18 protein-coding genes and 1 pseudogene are annotated in these 17,172 nt (G+C 70.3%); 12 read left to right on the top strand and 7 right to left on the bottom strand.

The features are described from left to right. A partial coding sequence (locus FQY79_RS15150) for an integrase core domain-containing protein (RefSeq protein ID WP_146313328.1) occupies window positions 1–113 on the top strand: 113 nt, incomplete at its 5' end. 204 nt (window positions 114–317) lie between these two features. After that, window positions 318–1,115 (top strand): hypothetical protein, encoded by a 798-nt coding sequence (locus FQY79_RS15145; RefSeq protein ID WP_146313722.1) that lies wholly within the window; start codon window positions 318–320, stop codon window positions 1,113–1,115. A 267-nt stretch (window positions 1,116–1,382) separates the two neighbouring features. Here the strand turns inward: FQY79_RS15145 and FQY79_RS15140 are convergent, their stop codons facing one another. Further along, window positions 1,383–2,096 (bottom strand): transposase, encoded by a 714-nt coding sequence (locus FQY79_RS15140; protein WP_146313721.1) that lies wholly within the window; start codon window positions 2,094–2,096, stop codon window positions 1,383–1,385. 572 nt (window positions 2,097–2,668) lie between these two features. Between FQY79_RS15140 and FQY79_RS15135 the strand changes: the two genes are divergently transcribed. Beyond that, window positions 2,669–4,756, top strand: coding sequence for an alpha-L-arabinofuranosidase (locus tag FQY79_RS15135; protein WP_146313720.1), 2,088 nt, complete (start codon window positions 2,669–2,671; stop codon window positions 4,754–4,756). A 71-nt stretch (window positions 4,757–4,827) separates the two neighbouring features. Here FQY79_RS15135 and FQY79_RS15130 read toward each other — a convergent pair whose 3' ends face one another. Both FQY79_RS15130 and FQY79_RS15125 read right to left on the bottom strand, forming a co-directional pair. Continuing rightward, entirely contained in the window at window positions 4,828–5,046 is a 219-nt protein-coding gene (locus FQY79_RS15130) for a hypothetical protein (RefSeq protein ID WP_146313719.1), read from the bottom strand. Then, complete coding sequence (locus FQY79_RS15125; protein WP_146313718.1) at window positions 5,030–5,335, bottom strand: hypothetical protein; 306 nt, start codon at window positions 5,333–5,335, stop codon at window positions 5,030–5,032. The genes FQY79_RS15130 and FQY79_RS15125 overlap by 17 nt, the downstream gene beginning before the upstream one ends. A 162-nt stretch (window positions 5,336–5,497) precedes the next feature. Here FQY79_RS15125 and FQY79_RS15120 point away from each other — a divergent pair, with 162 nt between their 5' ends. The 3 genes from FQY79_RS15120 (at window position 5,498) to FQY79_RS15110 (ending at window position 8,767) form a co-directional block, all read left to right on the top strand. Continuing rightward, on the top strand, window positions 5,498–6,187 hold the full coding sequence (locus FQY79_RS15120) for an MgtC/SapB family protein (RefSeq protein WP_146313717.1): 690 nt from the start codon (window positions 5,498–5,500) through the stop codon (window positions 6,185–6,187). 114 nt (window positions 6,188–6,301) lie between these two features. Beyond that, complete coding sequence (locus tag FQY79_RS15115; RefSeq protein WP_146313716.1) at window positions 6,302–7,117, top strand: methyltransferase, TIGR04325 family; 816 nt, start codon at window positions 6,302–6,304, stop codon at window positions 7,115–7,117. 183 nt (window positions 7,118–7,300) lie between these two features. Then, window positions 7,301–8,767 (top strand): amidohydrolase family protein, encoded by a 1,467-nt coding sequence (locus FQY79_RS15110; RefSeq protein WP_246123156.1) that lies wholly within the window; start codon window positions 7,301–7,303, stop codon window positions 8,765–8,767. Here FQY79_RS15110 and FQY79_RS15105 read toward each other — a convergent pair. Next, window positions 8,670–9,173: a YaiI/YqxD family protein gene (locus FQY79_RS15105; protein ID WP_146313714.1), complete on the bottom strand. Its 504-nt coding sequence runs from the start codon at window positions 9,171–9,173 to the stop codon at window positions 8,670–8,672. The genes FQY79_RS15110 and FQY79_RS15105 overlap by 98 nt on opposite strands. Beyond that, window positions 9,170–9,307: a hypothetical protein gene (locus tag FQY79_RS15460; RefSeq protein ID WP_186760106.1), complete on the bottom strand. Its 138-nt coding sequence runs from the start codon at window positions 9,305–9,307 to the stop codon at window positions 9,170–9,172. The genes FQY79_RS15105 and FQY79_RS15460 overlap by 4 nt, the downstream gene beginning before the upstream one ends. Window positions 9,308–9,738: 431 nt before the next feature. Here FQY79_RS15460 and FQY79_RS15100 point away from each other — a divergent pair, with 431 nt between their 5' ends. The 3 genes from FQY79_RS15100 to FQY79_RS15090 all read left to right on the top strand — a co-directional run bounded on the left by FQY79_RS15100 (window position 9,739) and on the right by FQY79_RS15090 (window position 11,492). Further along, window positions 9,739–10,143: a cupin domain-containing protein gene (locus tag FQY79_RS15100; RefSeq protein WP_146313713.1), complete on the top strand. Its 405-nt coding sequence runs from the start codon at window positions 9,739–9,741 to the stop codon at window positions 10,141–10,143. 56 nt (window positions 10,144–10,199) lie between these two features. Further along, a complete protein-coding gene (locus FQY79_RS15095) occupies window positions 10,200–10,604 on the top strand; it encodes an NIPSNAP family protein (RefSeq protein ID WP_186760108.1) in 405 nt (134 codons plus the stop codon). A 324-nt stretch (window positions 10,605–10,928) separates the two neighbouring features. Beyond that, window positions 10,929–11,492: a hypothetical protein gene (locus FQY79_RS15090; RefSeq protein ID WP_146313711.1), complete on the top strand. Its 564-nt coding sequence runs from the start codon at window positions 10,929–10,931 to the stop codon at window positions 11,490–11,492. A 90-nt stretch (window positions 11,493–11,582) separates the two neighbouring features. Here FQY79_RS15090 and FQY79_RS15085 read toward each other — a convergent pair whose 3' ends face one another. Next, a complete protein-coding gene (locus FQY79_RS15085; protein WP_146313710.1) occupies window positions 11,583–12,029 on the bottom strand; it encodes a VOC family protein in 447 nt (148 codons plus the stop codon). Further along, window positions 12,026–12,764: pseudogene (locus FQY79_RS15080) on the bottom strand (glutathione S-transferase family protein). Before FQY79_RS15080 ends, FQY79_RS15085 begins: the two are co-directional and overlap by 4 nt. A 411-nt stretch (window positions 12,765–13,175) precedes the next feature. On the opposite strand from FQY79_RS15080, the gene FQY79_RS15075 reads away from it, so the two are divergent. The 3 genes from FQY79_RS15075 (at window position 13,176) to FQY79_RS15065 (ending at window position 17,103) form a co-directional block, all read left to right on the top strand. Next, complete coding sequence (locus FQY79_RS15075) at window positions 13,176–15,074, top strand: TonB-dependent receptor plug domain-containing protein (protein ID WP_146313709.1); 1,899 nt, start codon at window positions 13,176–13,178, stop codon at window positions 15,072–15,074. Then, window positions 15,071–16,657, top strand: coding sequence for an FG-GAP-like repeat-containing protein (locus FQY79_RS15070; protein ID WP_146313708.1), 1,587 nt, complete (start codon window positions 15,071–15,073; stop codon window positions 16,655–16,657). Before FQY79_RS15075 ends, FQY79_RS15070 begins: the two co-directional genes overlap by 4 nt. A gap of 71 nt (window positions 16,658–16,728) precedes the next feature. Continuing rightward, entirely contained in the window at window positions 16,729–17,103 is a 375-nt protein-coding gene (locus tag FQY79_RS15065) for a hypothetical protein (protein WP_146313707.1), read from the top strand. Window positions 17,104–17,172 lie beyond the last annotated feature (69 nt).

Here is a 17,172-nt window from a genome sequence, read left to right as displayed (position 1 = left end):
GGTGGATGCTCGAGTACAACGAGGAGCGCCCCCACGATTCCCTCGGCGATCTCACGCCCGCCGAGGTCCGCCAGCAATACGAGGAAAGTTCTACTTTTGCGTTGTGTGCTTGACGGGGAAGCTTACGCTCCGGCCGCTGCCGCCTCCGGAAGAAGGGGGTTGGGGTACATTTTCGGGGCGCTGACGCTGGCCTGTCGGAAGAGAGGGACGGGCTTGTTTCTCACCTGCCGCATTTGTCGGTTCTCTGATGTAGAGTTGCGTCCCGGGCGCGGCAGCTTGCGTCGATAACTGCAGTGATCTAGTTTGATTCCGAGCGTATGACTTTAGAAAAGCTTAGTTGCGGTCGAGGTGTTAGTGCGGATCTCGCCGAGGTGCTCGTTCCTATCGAGCAGTGCTTAACCGTTGCAGCCGGCCCCGTAAGTGACGAGTGTTTGCGTGAGGCGGAAGCTCATGGGTTCGATGATCTTCCTCTTGTTGAAGCGGGTCGGGTACGAGGGTTCCTTCCGCTCACACGGCTTCGCGAATTAGCTATCGCGAAAGAAGCTGTCTGCCACAGAGATAGTTATCTCAAGTGTTCTTTTGTCGACCGGGTCGCGCCCGTCGATGTCATTTTAGAAAAGTTGGGTTCGGATCGAATCGTGGGCGTTGTTGGCGTAGACGGGGCAGTTGAAGGTATTGTCACCATCTCGGACATGAATCGGCACAGCTTTAGGGCAATCATCTATCCGATGCTCGCCCTCCTTGAGGAGCGAATCGCAAGACTTATTGACGAACAATTCGATGATCCATGGGAGTGGATCGGCAAAGTCGGTGACAGTCGGACATCGATCGTTGGACACTGGGAGTGCCTGAAGCGGGACGGGCTGGACGTCAGCGCGACCTCAGGAGCGACTTTGGGCCAGCTGTTGAAGGTCGTTGAGGACACGCCAAGTCTGGTGGCCCGCAGCACGTTGAGCAAGAGGAAACTTTCTTTGTTCAAGAATCGTGCGTTGAAATATCGAAATGCGGTTATGCACCCTACGAGGCCCCTGGTGAATAGTCAGGAGGACGTGGGCTCGTTGCGCGAGTTCTTGATTGATCTCGACCAGATGTCTAAGGCGTTCGCAAGCTGTTAGAGCGTAGAGCTAAAGAGGTAAATGAGAGGAAAATGGGTCAGGTTCATTTTCCGGGCGGTGCCGCCCTCGGCCGGCCGCGTGACCTGACCTCCATGCTCCTGCCGACCAGTGTCTCGATCTGCTGTCGAAAGCGGTCGTTGCCGAACGCCTTGTTCTGCCGGGGTGTGGGCGCGTAGCGCCTCCTGGGTCTCCGGACTGAGCGCCCCCTCGAGCTAAAGGGGACGGAGGGAATTAAGGCCCCGAGCGGAACTCGAGCGACAGCGGGCACTAGCTTCCCGCCGCGCTCCCGTTGGGCCGTCGAAGCGGCGGCCGTCCACGCGGTCGCAGGCTCGCGGGCTGGCCCAGCGCTTTCTCCACCATCGCCTGGAAACGGGGCTCGCCAAGCGCGCGCTCCTGTGCCATGTAGGCCCGGATTCGGGCAACTTCTTCCGGATCGAGCGGGGCGTTGAGCCAGCGGTGCCACGCCGCTGCACAGCCGGCACGGTCCGCAGCCAGGGCGAGGTAGACCGGATGTGGGGTCAGGAGAGGATCCTGTGCCGTGCCCAGGTGGGTGTGGACACTGGACCACCTGTAGTGGTCAGGGCGTTCCACCATGGCCGCCCGCACCGGATTCAGCTCGATGTAGCGGATCACGCGCAGCGCGTAGGCGTCCGAATCCACCAGACTTGACTTGAAGCGGCCCTGCCAGAGCGTGCCGCAGCGCCCGTGTCGCAGGTTGAACGCCTGCACATAGGCCTGGCCGGCGCGGCGGAGCGCCTGGGAGATCACGCCCCTCTGCACGGCTGAGAGCAGCAGGTGGACATGGTTGTCCATGAGGACGAAGGCATGGACGCAGACCCCGTGCCGGCGGCACGCCTCGCGAAGCACACGGCGGTAGTGGTGACGGTCCTCGTCGTCGAGGAAGATGGCACAGCGGTTCACGCCGCGCTGGGTGACGTGCTGCGGGACGCCGGGCAGTTCGAGTCTGGGCTGGCGAGGCATCGCGGTCGAGGCTTGGGATGTGCCTCGAAGGTGCCGCAGCGCCGGCCTGCCGGCGATCGGTTTTTGGGAGCAGGGGGCGTCAGGAAACTCCCAATCCCTTAATTCCCTCCGTCCCCTTTCTTCCACCCCGAGAAGTCTGATTCGCCCCACGATTCCCCCTGGACCACGATCGGACAACGACAGCGGCCGCAGTACGCCGCATCCCGTCTTCGGCGGCTTCCCCTGGCGAGTCCGGACTGGTTCCCCCTGCCCACGCGTGGGCCGCCCGGAAATCTAGCAGACGCCGGATGACTCGCGTCAACCGGCGGGAGGGCCCGCCTGATGGCCATGGGGGAGGGCGCCAGCTGCCGTGCGTGGTTCGCCCCGGACGACGCGGGCCGCCGTGCCCGGATCCGTCTCTTGCCATGTCCGTATTGGCATGTCTCGGTGCCCAATCCGCATGGCTGGAACGGCAAGCGTCACCGCCCGCCGCGGCTATGCTGTGCCGGCGCGCGCCGGCGCCCCTGGACGTGCACGGCATCGGCCCGGCTCCGCGCGTGCGGCAACCCGAACCATGCTGGAGGCGATGAAGGATGGCGGATCGACACAAGGTGGACCTGATGCGGCGCAACCTGTTGCTGGGCTCGGCGGCGCTGGGCGCGGCGGCCTGGATTCCGCCGGTGTTCGCGGCGCCCGGCGGCATCCGGGCCACGATCGATACCGGAGCCACGCGTCCGCCGATCTCGCCGATGATCTACGGCGGCTTCATCGAGCACATCGGCAACCTGATCAACCACAGCCTGTGGAGCGAGACGCTCGACGACCGCAAGTTCTACTACGGCGTCCTGGCCGAGCGCGACAGGAAGCCGGACGACCGTCGTGGCGCGATGGGTTACATGGAGAAGTGGGTGGCCATCGGCCCCGTGTCGGCGATCGCGCTGGATACCGAGCGCCCGTACGTGGGCGAGCACAGCCCGGTCGTCACCCTCGACGGTGCGCAGGAGCGGGGGATGGTGCAGCACGGGCTGGCGCTGAAGTCCGGCACCGCCTACAACGGGCGCATTGTGCTGTGGGCCGACCCGGGCGTGACGGTGACGGTCCGGCTGGTCCCCGGCCAAGGCCGCGAGGCGCTCTCGACCCGGGTGCGCGCGTCGTCGCAGTGGGGGACGCAGCGCTTCAGCTTCGACCCCGGCATCGACACCACCGACGCCCGCCTGGAGATCGTCGGCCAGGGCCGCGGCCGCTTCGGCGTGGGGGCGGTGTCGCTGATGCCGGCCGACAACGTCCGCGGGTTCCGCGCCGACACCGTGGCGCTGATGAAGCAGATGAACTGCCACATCCTGCGGATGCCGGGCGGCAACTTCATCTCCGCCCACGACTGGGAGCACAGCATCGGCGACCCCGACCGGCGCCCGCCGATCCTGGATCCGGTGTGGAACGCGGTGCAGCCCAACGACGTGGGCGTGGACGAGCTGCTGCAGCTGTGCGAGCTGATCGAATGCGAGCCGTTCTGGTGCGTGAACACCGGGTTCGGCGACCCGCGCTCCGGCGCCCAGCTGGTCGAGTACGTCAACGGCAGCGCCGACACCGAGTGGGGCGCGAAGCGGGCGGCCAACGGCCGTGCCGAGCCTTACGGCGTGAAGTACTGGGCGGTGGGCAACGAGATGTACGGCCACTGGCAGTTCGGGCACATGGCGCGCGAGCAGTACACGATCAAGCACAACATGTTCGTGGACGCGATGCGCAAGGTCGACCCGGACATCTACATCGTGGCCCCCGGCGGCTTCGTCGACGAGATGACCACCGGGCAGGGCATCTTCATCGCCGGCCAGCCGCAGGTGCACGTCGGCTCCGAGCGCGACTGGGCCTATGGCATGTTCAAGAACAGCTGGGGCAAGTTCGACGCGCTGGGCACCCACGCCTATCCGCCGGCGAACAAGCGGTTCGACCTGGCCACCGGGAAGCTCGTCGACGTCAACCAGACCTTGAACGAATGGGTGCACCAGATGCCCGACCGCATCCGCACCATGGTGGACGCGTGGGAGGAGTACAAGAAGCACTTCCCGGAACTGGAGAAGGGCAGCGTCAAGGTGTTCTTCGACGAGTGGGCCTTCCATTTCGAGGACGACCTCAAGGGTGCCCTGGCGATCGCCGCCGCGTTCCACGAGTTCTTCCGCCACACCGACTTCATCGAGATGGCCGGCTACACCATGGCCACCGCGTGGATGAACTTCGACCGCACGCGCTCGCAGATCAGCATCAAGGGGCGGATGTTCCAGTTCTACCAGGAGCGCTTCGGCACCGTGCCGGTGGCGGTCAACGGCAACTCGCCCACGCCGCCGCCCAAGTACCCGGTCGGCGGCGACCAGCCCAGCGTCAACACCGGGGGCGACACGTATCCGCTGGACATGTCCGCGGCGCTGACGGCCGACGGCCGGACCCTGGCCCTGGCCGTGGTCAACGGCACCGAGGAGCCGCACAGCTTCGCGCTCGCGCTGGAGGGCTTCCGGCCGAAGCCGGCGGGGCGCTGCTGGAAGTTCACCGGCCCCGGCCCGGATGCGAAGAATCCGCTCGGGGAGCCGGAGACGGTGGGTGCGAAGGAGTCCACGTTCGACGCCACGGCCGGCTCGCTGACCATCGCCCCGGTGAGCGTGGAGATCTACCAGTTCGAGCGCGCGTGATCGCGGCGGGCCGTGCCCGGGTGCCTGCCCGGGCGGCCCCGCCAGCGCTTCGATGCGCCAGCGCGATCGCGTCAGTTGCCTTCCTGCGACCACGCCACCAGGTTCCCGAGGCATTCGAGCCGCTCGAAGCGGTAGGCCTCGGGGGCGAGTCCGTGCATGCAGGCGGTGGCGGCGCGGACCACTTCGAGCCGATCGGCCATTGCTTCGATCTGGCAGCCCAGGCCGTGGACGACGGGCCAGTGGCCGTCGGCGCCGGTCAGCGTCCCGGCGAGTTCACAGTCGGCATGCACGTAGGCAAGCCAGCTTGCCTGGTGGTTTGCGACCGCGCGCGCAAGCGGGGAGGGGGGCGGCCGGGTCGTCGCCGAAGGCATCCAGCAGGCCGGCGTGCGCCTGCCCGAGTTCGGCGCGGATGTCTTCCAGCCGTTCGCCCTGCAGGTACAGCGCGTGCATCGCGCTGCCCCCCGGCCACGCGTGGCGGTCCTCCCCGGCGAGGGCGGACAGGGAGATCGCCAGCCACAGGGTCGCAACCCACCGCGCCCTGCCGATAGCGGGCTGTCGTTCCGCGGCGTTCCGGGGCATGCGCGTCGTCCTTGGGGGGAGGGCTGCGATGTTACCTCCCGCGAAAGCCCGTTGCCGTGCGGCGGCCGCCGCGGCCGGCGGGGGCGGGCATTGCGTCGGCCCGAAGGCCGGCTTACCGTGATCCGGGCCACGGCACGGGCGGTCCTGGACGCGGAGGTGCGCATGGGTGCAGACGATCTGGAGATGCTCCTGCGATTGGTCGCCGCGCTGTTCGCGGGCGCGCTGATCGGGTACGAGCGCACCTACCACGGGCGCCCGGCGGGCTTTCGCACGCACACGCTGGTGTGTACCGCGTCCAGTCTCCTGATGCTGGTGACCGTATACGAAGACCAGTGGGTCAGGACCGCCGGCGAAATGGTGCGGCTGGATCCGACGAGGATGGCCCAGGGCATCATGACCGGCATCGGCTTCCTGGGCGCCGGCGTGATCATGAAGGAAGGCATCTCGGTCCGCGGGCTCACCACCGCGGCCTCGATCTGGATCACGGCCGCGATCGGCATCCTGGCGGGGATCGGTTTCTACTTCCCGCTCGTGGTGTCGGTGGCGTTGACCCTGGTCACGCTGTCGCTGTTCCGGCTGCTGGAATCGCGCCTGCCGGCGCAGGCCTACTACCACGTCCAGATCCGGTTCGAGCGCGCATCGGGGGCGGGGGAGGAGGCGCTGCGGCCCCTGATCGAGGCCCATGGGTTCAGCATCGCCGACCTGAGCTACCGCTTCGACGGCGAAGAGCGGGCGGTGCGCCACACCATGGTGCTGCGCACCACCAACCGCGCGAGCGCCGCGCGGTTGTCGGAGGCGCTCGCGGCCAGCGAGGGCGTGCTGGAGTTCAAGATCACCTCGACCGGCGATTGACCGCGACGGTCGCCCGGCCGGGCGGCCGGCCCGGGCGTGCCGGCGGCCACCCGATGCGTGGCCGACGCCGGTTGCGGCCCGCGTTGTTGGCAGACAACAGCGCGAGAATCGCCGATGACCCCCCTGGAGCGATTGCTGGTGAGGGTGGCCGAGCTGCCCGGCCTCCGGGTACCGGGACGTCCGCTGTACCGCCGCTACTTCTCACGGCCATACCGGCATGGCAATGCCTACCACGGCGTGTACGCAAGCCACGCCGAGGCTCTGGCGGCGGCGCCGCGGAGCCTGTCGAACACCTACGACATCGATGCCGCCACGACGATGTACCGGGGCGAGTTCGAGCAGGTGCGGGCCTGCGACTATCCCGTCGTGTACTGGTTGTCGCGCCTGCTGGCCGAAGGGGTGCGCGATGTCTTCGACCTCGGCGGGCACCTGGGGCAGGCCTACTATGGCTTCCGCCGGTACGTGGACTATCCGCCCGGCCTGCGCTGGCGGGTGCACGACGTGCCCCGGGTCATGGAGGCGGGCCGGCGTTGGGCGGCCGGGCACGACGACCTGGGCGCGCTACGGTTCGCCGACGATGCCGCGGAGGCTGACGGCCGCGACCTGCTGGTCAGCACCGGGGCGCTGCAGTACCTTGACTATTCGTTGCCCGAACTGCTCGGCCGGATGGCGCGGCCGCCGGGCCGGGTCATCGTGAACCTGGTGCCGATGCACCCGGAGCGCGCCTACTTCACGCTCCAGAACCTGGGCATCGCGATCTGCCCGTACCGGGTGATGTGCCTGCCGGCATTCGTGGACGAGATGGCGGCGCTGGGCTACGAACTGCGCGACCGCTGGGAACTGCCGGAGCGCCATATCCGCGTCCCGTTCGAACGCTGGGCGTCCATCGACGCCTACCACGGCATGTACTTCGCCAGGCCGCCGGCCTGACGGCTGCCGGCAGGCCCCCGCTGCAATGACGATCGACACACCGGCGGCACCGGCACCCGTGCTACCGTGCGACGGGCGTTGACGCCTCGGGTTGGGCGGCCCGCTCCATCGCTACCGGGAACGCCTTTGCCTTCGCGATCCAGACGCACACTCCGATCCTTCTTCGTCGCCTGCCTGGCCTTCGTGGCCATCGGATCCGCGGGCGCCCAGTCGCCCCCGGTGCCGCCGCGGGACACGACCGCCTTCGTCGACGTCAACGTGCTGTCCATGGATCGCGAGGGCACGCTGCACCACCAGACGGTGGTGGTGGTGGACGGGGTGGTCGTGGCCATCGGCCGGTCGGTCGCGGTGCCGGACGGGGCGCGCATCGTCGACGGACGCGGCAGTGCCTGGCTGCTGCCGGGGCTGGCCGACATGCACAATCACGTCCACCGGCAGCAGGACCTGGAACTGCAGCTGGCGCTGGGCGTCACCACCACGCTGCACATGGGCGAGGCGCCCCACCACTTCGTCGGCAGGACGCGCGCGGCGATCGAGGCCGGGGAACGCGCCGGGCCGCGGACGCTCGTGGCCCTGGCGGTGGACGGTTCGCCGCGATACGGCCACCTGGTGGTGGCCGACGCGGACGACGCGCGCGCGGCGGTGCGCATCGCCCGCAGCAACGGTTACGGGTTCATCAAGGTCTACAACACCCTTCCAGCGGCGGCGTTCGCCGCGCTTGCCGCGGAGGCCGGGGAGCAGGGCATCGGGCTTGTCGGGCATGGGGTGGCCGACGTCGGACTGCACGCGCAGCTCGAGGCCGGACAGTCGCTGGTCGCCCATGCGGAGGAATTCTTCTACACGTTCTTCCCGATCCCGGCGGGCGAGGACCCGAACGCCGCGCCCGATGAAGACCGGATCGCGTTGGCGGTCGACCTGCTTCGCCGGCACGGAGCGGCCGTCGTCGCCGACCTGGTCACCTACGAAACGATCGCCCGCCAGTGGGGCCGCCCGGACGTGGTCGAGGCCTTCCTGCGGAGTCCGGAATCGCGCTACCTGCATCCGGAGCTGCGCGTGTCGTGGCCGCTGCAGGGGTATGCGCGGCGCAGCGGCAGCCTCGAGGACAGGCTGCGCTTCCTGCGGCGGTTCGTCCGGGCGATGCACGAGGCGGGTGTGCCGTTGCTGTCGGGCACGGACGCGCCGGACATCCCGGGGCTGCTGCCCGGATACGCGCTGCATCGCAATCTGGCGGCGCTGGTCGAGGCGGGGCTGGATCCGCAGGCCGCCCTGGCGACGGCCACGCGTGTGCCCGGCGAGTTCGTCCGCCGTCACCGGCCGGAGCTTCCGGTCTCCGGCGTGGTGGCCGAAGGCGCGCGTGCGGACCTGCTGCTGGTGGCGGCCGATCCGCTCGCGGACCTCGCGCCCCTGGCCGCCCCCCTGGGCGTCATGGCCGATGGCCGGTGGTATCCGCGCGAGGACCTGGACGCGCGGAAGCGATCGATCCTGGAGGCCTATGCGAGGGCCGCGGCGTCCGCCCGGGAGGCGGGGTCAAGGCAGGCTGACGCCACCGGGATCACGGACCGCCGTCTGGTGTTGCCCGACGCAATTGCCTGCGCCGCGCGATCCAGCTGTCCAGGCAGTTGGCGAACGCCTGCCGGTCGCGGGCGTTGAACGGGGCGGCGCCGCCGGTCTGCACGCCGGCGCCGCGCAGCTCTTCCATGAAATTGCGGATGCCCAGGCGTTCGGCGATGTTGTCGCGGGTGAAGCGTTCGCCGCGCGGGTTGACCGCCTCGGCGCCGTTGGCCAGCACCCGGGCGGCCAGCGGGATGTCCTGGGTGACCACCAGGTCGCCCGGGCCCGCGCGCTCGGCGATCGCGTCGTCGGCGACGTCGAACCCGCCCTGCACCTGCAGCGAGCGGATATAGCGCGAGGGCGGGGTCCGCAGCCACTGGTTGGCGATCAGCGTCACCGGCACGCCGGCGCGCTCGGCGGCGCGGAACAGGATGTCGCGCACCGGCACGGGGCACGCATCGGCGTCGACCCAGACCTGGGGCGGGCGTGGCGATTCCCCGGTCATGGCTGCGGCGGAGGATCCCCTTCGCCGGACTTGGCCTGGCGCGCGGCGCGCTTCCTGGCGTCCTTCTCGTCCTGCTTCTTCTTCTTGGCCAGCTCGCGCTGGCGCTTCTCGTAGGAGTAGTTCGGCTTGGCCACTGGGATCCTTGGGTGTCGGCGGTCCAGTGTACGCGCATCGCCCATGGGCCCCCGGGCGTGAAGGCAGGCAGGCGGGGCCCCTGCGTTCCCGCGGGCGTGGGCGGCGCCCCTAACGGAATGACAACGTCGCGCACGGACGCGCGTCACACGATGATGACCATTGACGCATGGAGCTCGTCCATGCGCAGGCGTTAGCCTGCGATCCATGTCGGAGCCGGCGCACGCACCCGTTGCGGAATGCGTGGCCGGGGCATTGATGCGGCCGCGAGGCGCCTCGCGCCGGTTCCGGGCACCGCGACCAGGCAGGAGCGCATCCATGGAGCGTGCAGTCCGCAGCATCCCTCCGATTCCGCTGGCCATCGCATTCCGGCTGGTCCAGCCGTTCCCGCCGGAAGGACAGGAGCAGGCCGGCCGACCATAGGAGACATCGCATGTCGCAAGAGCTTCCATCGGCCGAACAGTACGCCGCGGAGCGCGCCGGCTTCCCCGCGCGCGCGGTCGTCGACCTGCAGGCGCTGCAGCGCAGCGTGCACGAGCGCTACCGCAACCAGGTAGTGGTCGACGTCAACGACTCCTGCCTGCGGATGTCGGTGTTCGAGGGCGAGTACCGTTGGCACCTGCATCCCGGGACCGACGAGCTGTTCCTGGTGGTCGAGGGCGAGCTGCACATCGAGTTCGCCGACCGGCCCGAAGCGGTCCTTGACGCATGGCAGTGCCTGGTGGTGCCGGCGGGGACCGTGCACCGGACCCGTGCGGTCGGGCGCACGGTCAATGTCACCTTCGAGCGGCAGGGCGCGCAGACGCGGTTCGTGGATCCGCCGGGAGGCGTGCAGTGAGGCGCGGAATCACCTCCCACCCGCGCAGGCCCCTTGGCGCTTTCCTGGCTGTCGTCGTGGCCGCGACGCTGGCGTGGTCCGCGCCGGCAGCCGCGGCCGACCGGTACCTGTGCGAACGCCAGGACGGCCTCCAGCAGCTGCGCATCTACGAGATCAACCGCGACAACCGCGGCCCGTTCCACGACCGCTTCCGCGACCACGCGCTGCGCATCATGCAGCGTCACGGCTTCACCGTGCTGGACATGTGGGAGAGCGATACCGGCGACCGGCTGCAGTTCGTCTACCTGCTGTCCTGGCCGGACGAGGCCACCATGGAAGCGCGCTGGGAAGCCTTCCTCGCGGACGGGGAATGGATCGCGATCAAGCGCCGCACCGCGGCCGAGAGCGGCCAGCTCGTCCGCGAAGCCAATGGCCAGCCGCTGGCGCGCCTGTCGTACAGCCCGGCGTGCGATCCGGCGTGAAGCAAGGCGCTGCCCCGCCCTGGCGCTGGCGCTTGGGCGTGCGCACGAGCCCCGGCGGTTCCTGGAACCGGCCGACATGCCCGGCGTCCGCGCCGCGCGCTTGCGGGCGTGTGGATCCATGCGCCGTCGCGTCGTTGCAATGCGGCCGCGATGGGCGCACTGTGCCGCCTTGGGTGGACCTGGTATCGAGGGGTCGGTCATGGGCGTCGGGGATGTGGCGAAGCGCACCGGGATCCCGGTATCGATGCCGCGGTTCCACGGGGAGACCGGCCTGATCGTGTCCGTGGGCCGGCTGCCGGCCCGTCCTGGCCGGGAGGCAAGACCATGAGCAGAGCACTGAAGGGCGACGCCGGGCCGCGCAACCGGCTGCGGCCCTGGATCTGGGGCGCAGCGGTGGGCCTGCTGCTGGTCCCCGCGATTGCGATGCGCTTCTTCCCTGCGGCGGGGGTGGACTGGACGGCGCTTGATTTCGTGGCGATGGGCGTCTTGCTGGCGCTGGCCTGCGGGCTGTACGAACTCGGCGCGCGGGCCAGCGCGAACGCGGTGTACCGCCTGGCGTTCGCGCTCGCGGTCCTGACCGGCTTCCTCACGGTCTGGGTCAACCTGGCGGTGGGAATGCTGGGCGGCGAGCACGACGCCATCAACCTGGGGTTCGCCGGCGTGCTGCTGGTGGCGGCAGCGGGCGCGACGATCGCCCGGCTGGAGCCGGCGGGCATGGCCCGGGCGATGGCGGTGGCGGGGGTCGCCCAGCTGCTGGTGGTGGGCGTCGCGGTGCCGATGGGGTTCCGGCCCGTGGAGCTGGCCCTGACCGCGTGCTTCGCCGTGCCCTGGTTCGCATCCGCGCTGCTGTTCGGCGCAGCGGCACGCAGGGTGGTCGCACGGCGCTGATTCGGCGATGTCCGCGGGCACCCCGCCCGTGCCCCCGTCGGGGGCCACGGGTGGATGCGGCCGGAACGCACGGCGTCCCGGCACCGGCGGTCAGCCGTGGCCTGGCTTCCAGTCCGGCGATGGATTGGTGTTGACCATCCACGGCACGCCGAAACGGTCGACCAGGGAACCGAAGCCCGGCGACCAGAACGTCTCGGCGAACGGCATCACCACCGTGCCGCCCTCGGAGAGCTGGTCGAACCAGCGGCGGGCGTCGTCGAGATTGTCGGTGTGCAGGGTGACGTCGAAGCCGTTCTTCGGCTTGGCGATGTCCGGCGCCCACTGTTCGTCCATGTCCGCGCCCATCAGCGACTGGTCGCCGACGTCCAGCCAGGCGTGCATGAGCCAGTCCTTGTAGCGCTCGTCCACCGGCGTGTCGCCCGCGGGCATCTCGCCATAGGGCACGGCGACGGTGAGCTTGCCGCCGAGCACCCGTGCGTAGAACTCGAACGCCTCCCGGCACTGCCCGCGGAAGCTGAGGCTGGTCACGATCTTCATGGCGTCTTCTCCTGGTGGTGGCGCGCGGGCCGTGGTGCGCCGCGGGCTGGTCGGGTCATCGACGGGTCGGTGGCGTTGCGCGTGCGCAGCGCGCGCTGGGCCGCCCAGGCGCGCCGGTAGGCCGGGCGCGCCTTGCCGCGTTCGACGTAGGCGACGAGGTTCGGGAAGGATTCGAGCAGTTCCATGCCTTCGGTGCGGCGCAGGACCATGACCATCATCAGGTCGCCCACGCTGAACCCGCCGTCCAGCCATGGCCGCTCGCCGAGATACCCGGCGAGCTGGCGCAGGCGTGCACGGATGCGTTCGTCCAGCAGCGGCAGCCTCGCCGCGAACCAGGGCTGGTCGCGCTCCAGGTACGGCGCCTGTTCGCGCTCGACGATTGGCGGTTCCACCGTGCACAGGGCGGCGAACAGCCAGGCGATGGCGCGCGCGGGCGGCAGGGTCGGCCGGCAGCAGGCCGGGATGGCGTTCGGCGAGGTGCAGGACGATGGCGCCGGATTCGAACAGCGCGACGCCATCGCCCTGGAAGGTCGGGATCTGGCCGAACGGCTGCAGCACAAGGTGCGCGGGTTGCCTGAGTTCCGCGAACGTCAAGGGCGTCACGTCGTAGGGTTCCCCGACTTCCTCCAGCGCCCAGCGCACGCGCATGTCGCGCGCGAGGCCGCGGCCGCCATCGGGGGAGTCCGCGAAGACGGTGATGACCGGGCGCCGGTCGCCGGTCCCCGGTTCAGCCATGGCCGATCCCCCGTGGCCCGGGAGCGGACCAGGGACGAGGCACGCGCTGTCGACGCATGGACGACCTCCTGCGGGGGAAGAGGGCAGTGGCCCTTCTGTACCTGCGACGAACCACCGCTGGCCGGATCGACACCGGAGTCGAACCCCCGCGTGATCGCCTGCCTGGCGCGGGACGCAGCTGGTCGGCGCCGTGGCCGAACGCGCCCTCCGGCCCGACGCTGACCCGCTGGCGCCCCGGTTCGACCGATGCCGTCGGCGTGGCGCCGACTCGCTCCGGCGGCCTCCCACCGGGCATTGACCTGCATCAACGCGCCGCGCGAGCGTGCACGGCACCGTGTGGCGATGCGGACAGGCGACAATGCGAAGGCAGCCCGGAGCCGGGATCCGGGACAGGACGCATCCAGAACAACGATGTCGAGATCGGCGAGGGGATCGAGGGCCGTGCTGGCGCTGGGCGCGGTCGCTGCGGCATGGGCGCAGGCGCATGCGCAGGAGCAGTCGCAGGCGCGGGAACTCGATGCGGTACGTGTCACCGCGACGATGCTGCCGGCCACCGCAGGCGACGCGGTCCAGAGCGTGACCGTCCTGGGGCCGGACCAGCTCGCACCCTGGCGCGGACGCAGCCTCGCCGAGGTGCTCGCCGCGCAGGCCGGCCTGGTGCTGGACCGCAGCGCACGCGGCGGCGGCTTCGGGGCCCTTTACCTGCGCGGGGCCGATCCCAGCCACGTGGTCGTGCTGGTGGACGGGGTGCGGCAGAACGATCCGCTGTCCTCGCGCGGCAGCGCCGTGGATCTCAACACGCTGTCTCTGGAGCAGGTGGAGCGGATCGAGATCGTGCGCGGTGCCGCCAGCGTCGCCCATGCCGAGGCGATCGCCGGCGTGGTCCACGTGCACACGCGGCGGACGGCGTCCGGCGCGTCGGCGGACGCGGCGGTCGGCGCTGACGGGCTGCGTGCGGTCCATGCGGCGCTCTCGGGCGACGGCTGGCGCCTGGCGGCGAGCGACCGCTCGGACGGAGACGGGGACATCGGCAGCCACGACCTGCGTGCGCTGGACGCGTCGTGGGCGGGCGAGCTGCGGCCGGCGCTGTCGATCCGCGCGGCCGCGGGCTATGGCGACAGCGTCGCCCGCGGCTTCCCGGACGACAGCGGCGGGCCGCGCCACGCAGTGCTGCGCGAGCTGGAAGAACGCGAGGCGCGCACCCGACACGTCTCGCTGCAGGCCGAGTGGCGTCCTGCGCTGGGTGCCGTGGAGGCACAGTGGGCATGGTTCGCCCGGGACGGCGCGGAGGATTCGCCCGGCGTGGCCGGAGGCGTGCGCGATCCGGTCGGGCTGCCGGCGCTGGCCGCCCGCACCGGTTACCGTCGCGACGAACTCCAAGCCACGTGGAGAAGCCCGCTGGGAGCGCGCGGCGAACTTGCCGTGGGCATCCTCCACCAGCGCGAGCGTGGCCGCTACGACGGCCGCATCGACTACGGAGTCTTCCGGGCGCCGGTGGCGTTCGCCATGGAGCGCAATACCGGCGCCGCCTTCGCCGAACTGCGCTGGCGCCACGCCGGCTGGACCGCGCAGGGCGGCCTGCGCTTGGAGCGGCGCAGCGACGGCGACACCGGCCACGTCCACGCCAGCCAGCCGATGCTGTCGCTGCAGCGGCGCCTGGCCGGCGGCTGGCACTGGGGCGCGTCGTACTCGCGCAGTTCGCGGCCACCGAGCTTCTACGCGCTCGGCCATCCGCTGGTTGGCAATCCTTCGCTTCGCCAGGAGCGGGCGGAGCACCGCGAGGCGTACGTCGCCACCGACGACGATGCGGCCTGGCCAAGCCGGTTCACCCTGTTCAGCGCCCGCTACCGCGACCTGGTCGATTTCGACGCCGGGCCGCCGCCACGGCTGGTGAACCGGGCGCGCATCGAGGCCGACGGCCTGGAATGGCGCAGCTCCCACCGTTTCGGCAACGACTGGCGCCTCGGCCTGGACGGCACCTGGATGCGGGTCCGCGATCCGGCGGGCGGGGCGATCCTCCGCCATCGCCCCAGGCTCCAGGCGGGGGCCGACCTGCTCGTGCCCGTCGGCGGGGCCGAGCTGTCCCTGCGCCTGCAGCACCTCGGTCGCCGCTTCGATTCGGCGATCCCCACCGGCGACCGCTGGCTCGGCCGGGCGACCACGCTCGACGTGGCGATACGCCGGCCGGTCGGGCCTGCGATGCTGCTGCTGTCGCTCGACGACGCCACCGATTCACGCGGCGAAGAGATCATCGGGCTGGACACGCCCGGCCGTCGCCTGCGACTGTCGCTGCAATGGAGCCTGGAATGAAGCCACGCCTACGGATCGCGCCGGTGCTCGCTGGACTCGTCGCCGGTGCCGCACTGCTGCCCGCGCTGGCCTGGATCGGCCTGCTGGCGCCCGCGCCCGGGCGGGCGCAGGACCCGCCGCCGCAGCCGGTGACGGTGCAGGAGGCGCTGGCCCTGGTCGAGACCTACTGCGGGGCCTGCCACCTGGTGCCGCCGCCCGATGTGATGCCCAAGCGCGCCTGGCCGCGTTCGGTGGACACGATGGCCGAGCTGGCGGACAAGTTGCGCGGCGAGGGTTTCATTCCGGCCGAAGCGCTGCCGCACATCAAGGCGTTCTACTACGGAAGCGCGCCCGCCGAGCTTCCGCGCCTGCCGTACCTGCCGCCGTCCACGTCGCAGGTGCGCTTCCGCGCCGGAGCCATCGGTGCGACGTCGCCCACGCCGCTGGTCACCCACGTGGCCGCGGGCTTCGGCAGCGTGCCCAACGACCTGGTCGTCTCGGACGCCGGACGCGGCGCGGTGCTGCGGTTGTGGCAGCGGGACGGCAAGTGGCACGAACAGGTGCTCGGCGAGTTCGTGGCGCCGGCGCATGCGCAGGTCGTGGACCTCGACGGCGACGGGCGCCTGGACGTGGTGGTGGCCGAGATGGGCGAGATGCGGCCGACCGGCGAGCCGGTGGGCAAGGTCGTGGTGCTGCTGGGCGAGCCGGACGGCAGCTTCCTGCGCCGCGACCTGGTCGAAGGCCTCGGCCGCGTGACCGACGTGCGCGCGGCCGACCTCGACGGCGATGGCGACATGGATCTGGCCGTGGCCGTGTTCGGCACCAACAACATCGGTGCGATCTTCTGGATGGAGAACCGCGACGGCGCGATGTACCGCAGGCCGCTGGTCCCGCTCGCCGGTGCGCTCGGCATCGAACCGGTGGACCTCGACGGCGACGGGCTGCTGGATCTGGTGACGCTGGTGTCGCAGGAGCACGAGATGGTGCTGGCGTTCCGCAACCTCGGCGGCGGCCGGTTCGAACAGGTCGAACTGGCGCGCGCGCCGCACCCGATGTTCGGCTCCACCTCGCTGCGTGCGGTCGACCTCGACCGGGACGGCGACATCGACCTGCTGTTCACCAACGGCGACGCCTTCGACCTGCAGACCGACCCCAAGCCCTACCACGGCGTGCAGTGGCTGGAGAACCTGGGCAACATGGAGTTCGCCGCGCACGACATCGGCCGCTTCTACGGCGCGGTGGCGACCGCGGTCGGGGACATCGACGGCGACGGCGACCTCGACATCGTGGCCAGCAGCTGGGTCAACTACTGGCGCGATCCCGCCCGCCACACCCTGGTCTGGTACGAGAACGACGGCCATCAGAACTTCACCGCCCACGGCATCGCCAGCGAACCGGCCGGCCTGACCTCGCTGTGGCTGGCCGACGCCAACGGCGATGGCCGCCTCGACATCCTCGCCGGCGCCTTCCGCATGGACCTGCTGCAGGAGATGCTGGGCATGCCGGTCAACGAGGACACCCGGCCGGCGCCGCCGAAGGGCCGCGCGAAGGAGCATCCGCGGCTGCTGGTCTTCGAGAACCTGTCGCGGGACGGTGCGCCTTGAGCGGAGACCGGCGCCCGGGCGGGATGCCATCCGGTGCGCCAGGAGTGGATCGTCGCCAATGGAGTCCACCGATGCCAGGAATGCCGTGGTGGTCGCCGTTGCTGGCTTGCTTGCTGCTGGCGCTCGGCGCGGACATCGCGCGAGGTGCCGAGGGCGGCCTGGTCGCCTTCGGTGCCGCGCGCTCGCAATCGGCGCGGGCGCTCGAGTCCGCGTGGAAGGCCGTGCCGGAACACAAACGCCGCGCGATCGAACGCTACCTGGTGTCGCTGGGCGTGTCGTCGACCGGCACGGTCCGACTGGTCGGTGCGTGGCAACTGGATGGCCGTCCTCTGCTGCATTTCCAGCACCTGGACCTGCTCGGGGACCGACTGGTGTGGTCAGTGCTGGTTGAATCGCCCCGGCTTCTCCGGAGGCCATTTCGTTTGAGTCACGCCGCGATGGCGTGACCCGTGTTGCCAGCGTAGTACGCCGCCTCCGCTTCTGCCGGGGGTATGTTGCCGATCGACCCCAGCAGT

Origin of the sequence: Luteimonas wenzhouensis, from assembly GCF_007859305.1 — a bacterium.
Classification (GTDB): Bacteria; Pseudomonadota; Gammaproteobacteria; order Xanthomonadales; family Xanthomonadaceae; genus Luteimonas; species Luteimonas wenzhouensis.
The sequence above is the reverse complement of the archived record's forward strand: the minus strand, read 5'-3'. Positions and strand labels throughout refer to the sequence as shown.

Excerpts from the sequence above, each read along its gene's own strand:
- FQY79_RS15145 (WP_146313722.1), top strand. The coding sequence starts at position 318 with ATGACTTTAGAAAAGCTTAGTTGCGGTCGAGGTGTTAGTGCGGATCTC.
- FQY79_RS15140 (WP_146313721.1), bottom strand. The coding sequence starts at position 2,096 with ATGCCTCGCCAGCCCAGACTCGAACTGCCCGGCGTCCCGCAGCACGTC.
- FQY79_RS15135 (WP_146313720.1), top strand. The coding sequence starts at position 2,669 with ATGGCGGATCGACACAAGGTGGACCTGATGCGGCGCAACCTGTTGCTG.
- FQY79_RS15125 (WP_146313718.1), bottom strand. The coding sequence starts at position 5,335 with ATGCCCCGGAACGCCGCGGAACGACAGCCCGCTATCGGCAGGGCGCGG.
- FQY79_RS15120 (WP_146313717.1), top strand. The coding sequence starts at position 5,498 with ATGGGTGCAGACGATCTGGAGATGCTCCTGCGATTGGTCGCCGCGCTG.
- FQY79_RS15115 (WP_146313716.1), top strand. The coding sequence starts at position 6,302 with ATGACCCCCCTGGAGCGATTGCTGGTGAGGGTGGCCGAGCTGCCCGGC.
- FQY79_RS15105 (WP_146313714.1), bottom strand. The coding sequence starts at position 9,173 with ATGACCGGGGAATCGCCACGCCCGCCCCAGGTCTGGGTCGACGCCGAT.
- FQY79_RS15100 (WP_146313713.1), top strand. The coding sequence starts at position 9,739 with ATGTCGCAAGAGCTTCCATCGGCCGAACAGTACGCCGCGGAGCGCGCC.
- FQY79_RS15090 (WP_146313711.1), top strand. The coding sequence starts at position 10,929 with ATGAGCAGAGCACTGAAGGGCGACGCCGGGCCGCGCAACCGGCTGCGG.
- FQY79_RS15085 (WP_146313710.1), bottom strand. The coding sequence starts at position 12,029 with ATGAAGATCGTGACCAGCCTCAGCTTCCGCGGGCAGTGCCGGGAGGCG.
- FQY79_RS15075 (WP_146313709.1), top strand. The coding sequence starts at position 13,176 with ATGTCGAGATCGGCGAGGGGATCGAGGGCCGTGCTGGCGCTGGGCGCG.
- FQY79_RS15070 (WP_146313708.1), top strand. The coding sequence starts at position 15,071 with ATGAAGCCACGCCTACGGATCGCGCCGGTGCTCGCTGGACTCGTCGCC.
- FQY79_RS15065 (WP_146313707.1), top strand. The coding sequence starts at position 16,729 with ATGCCAGGAATGCCGTGGTGGTCGCCGTTGCTGGCTTGCTTGCTGCTG.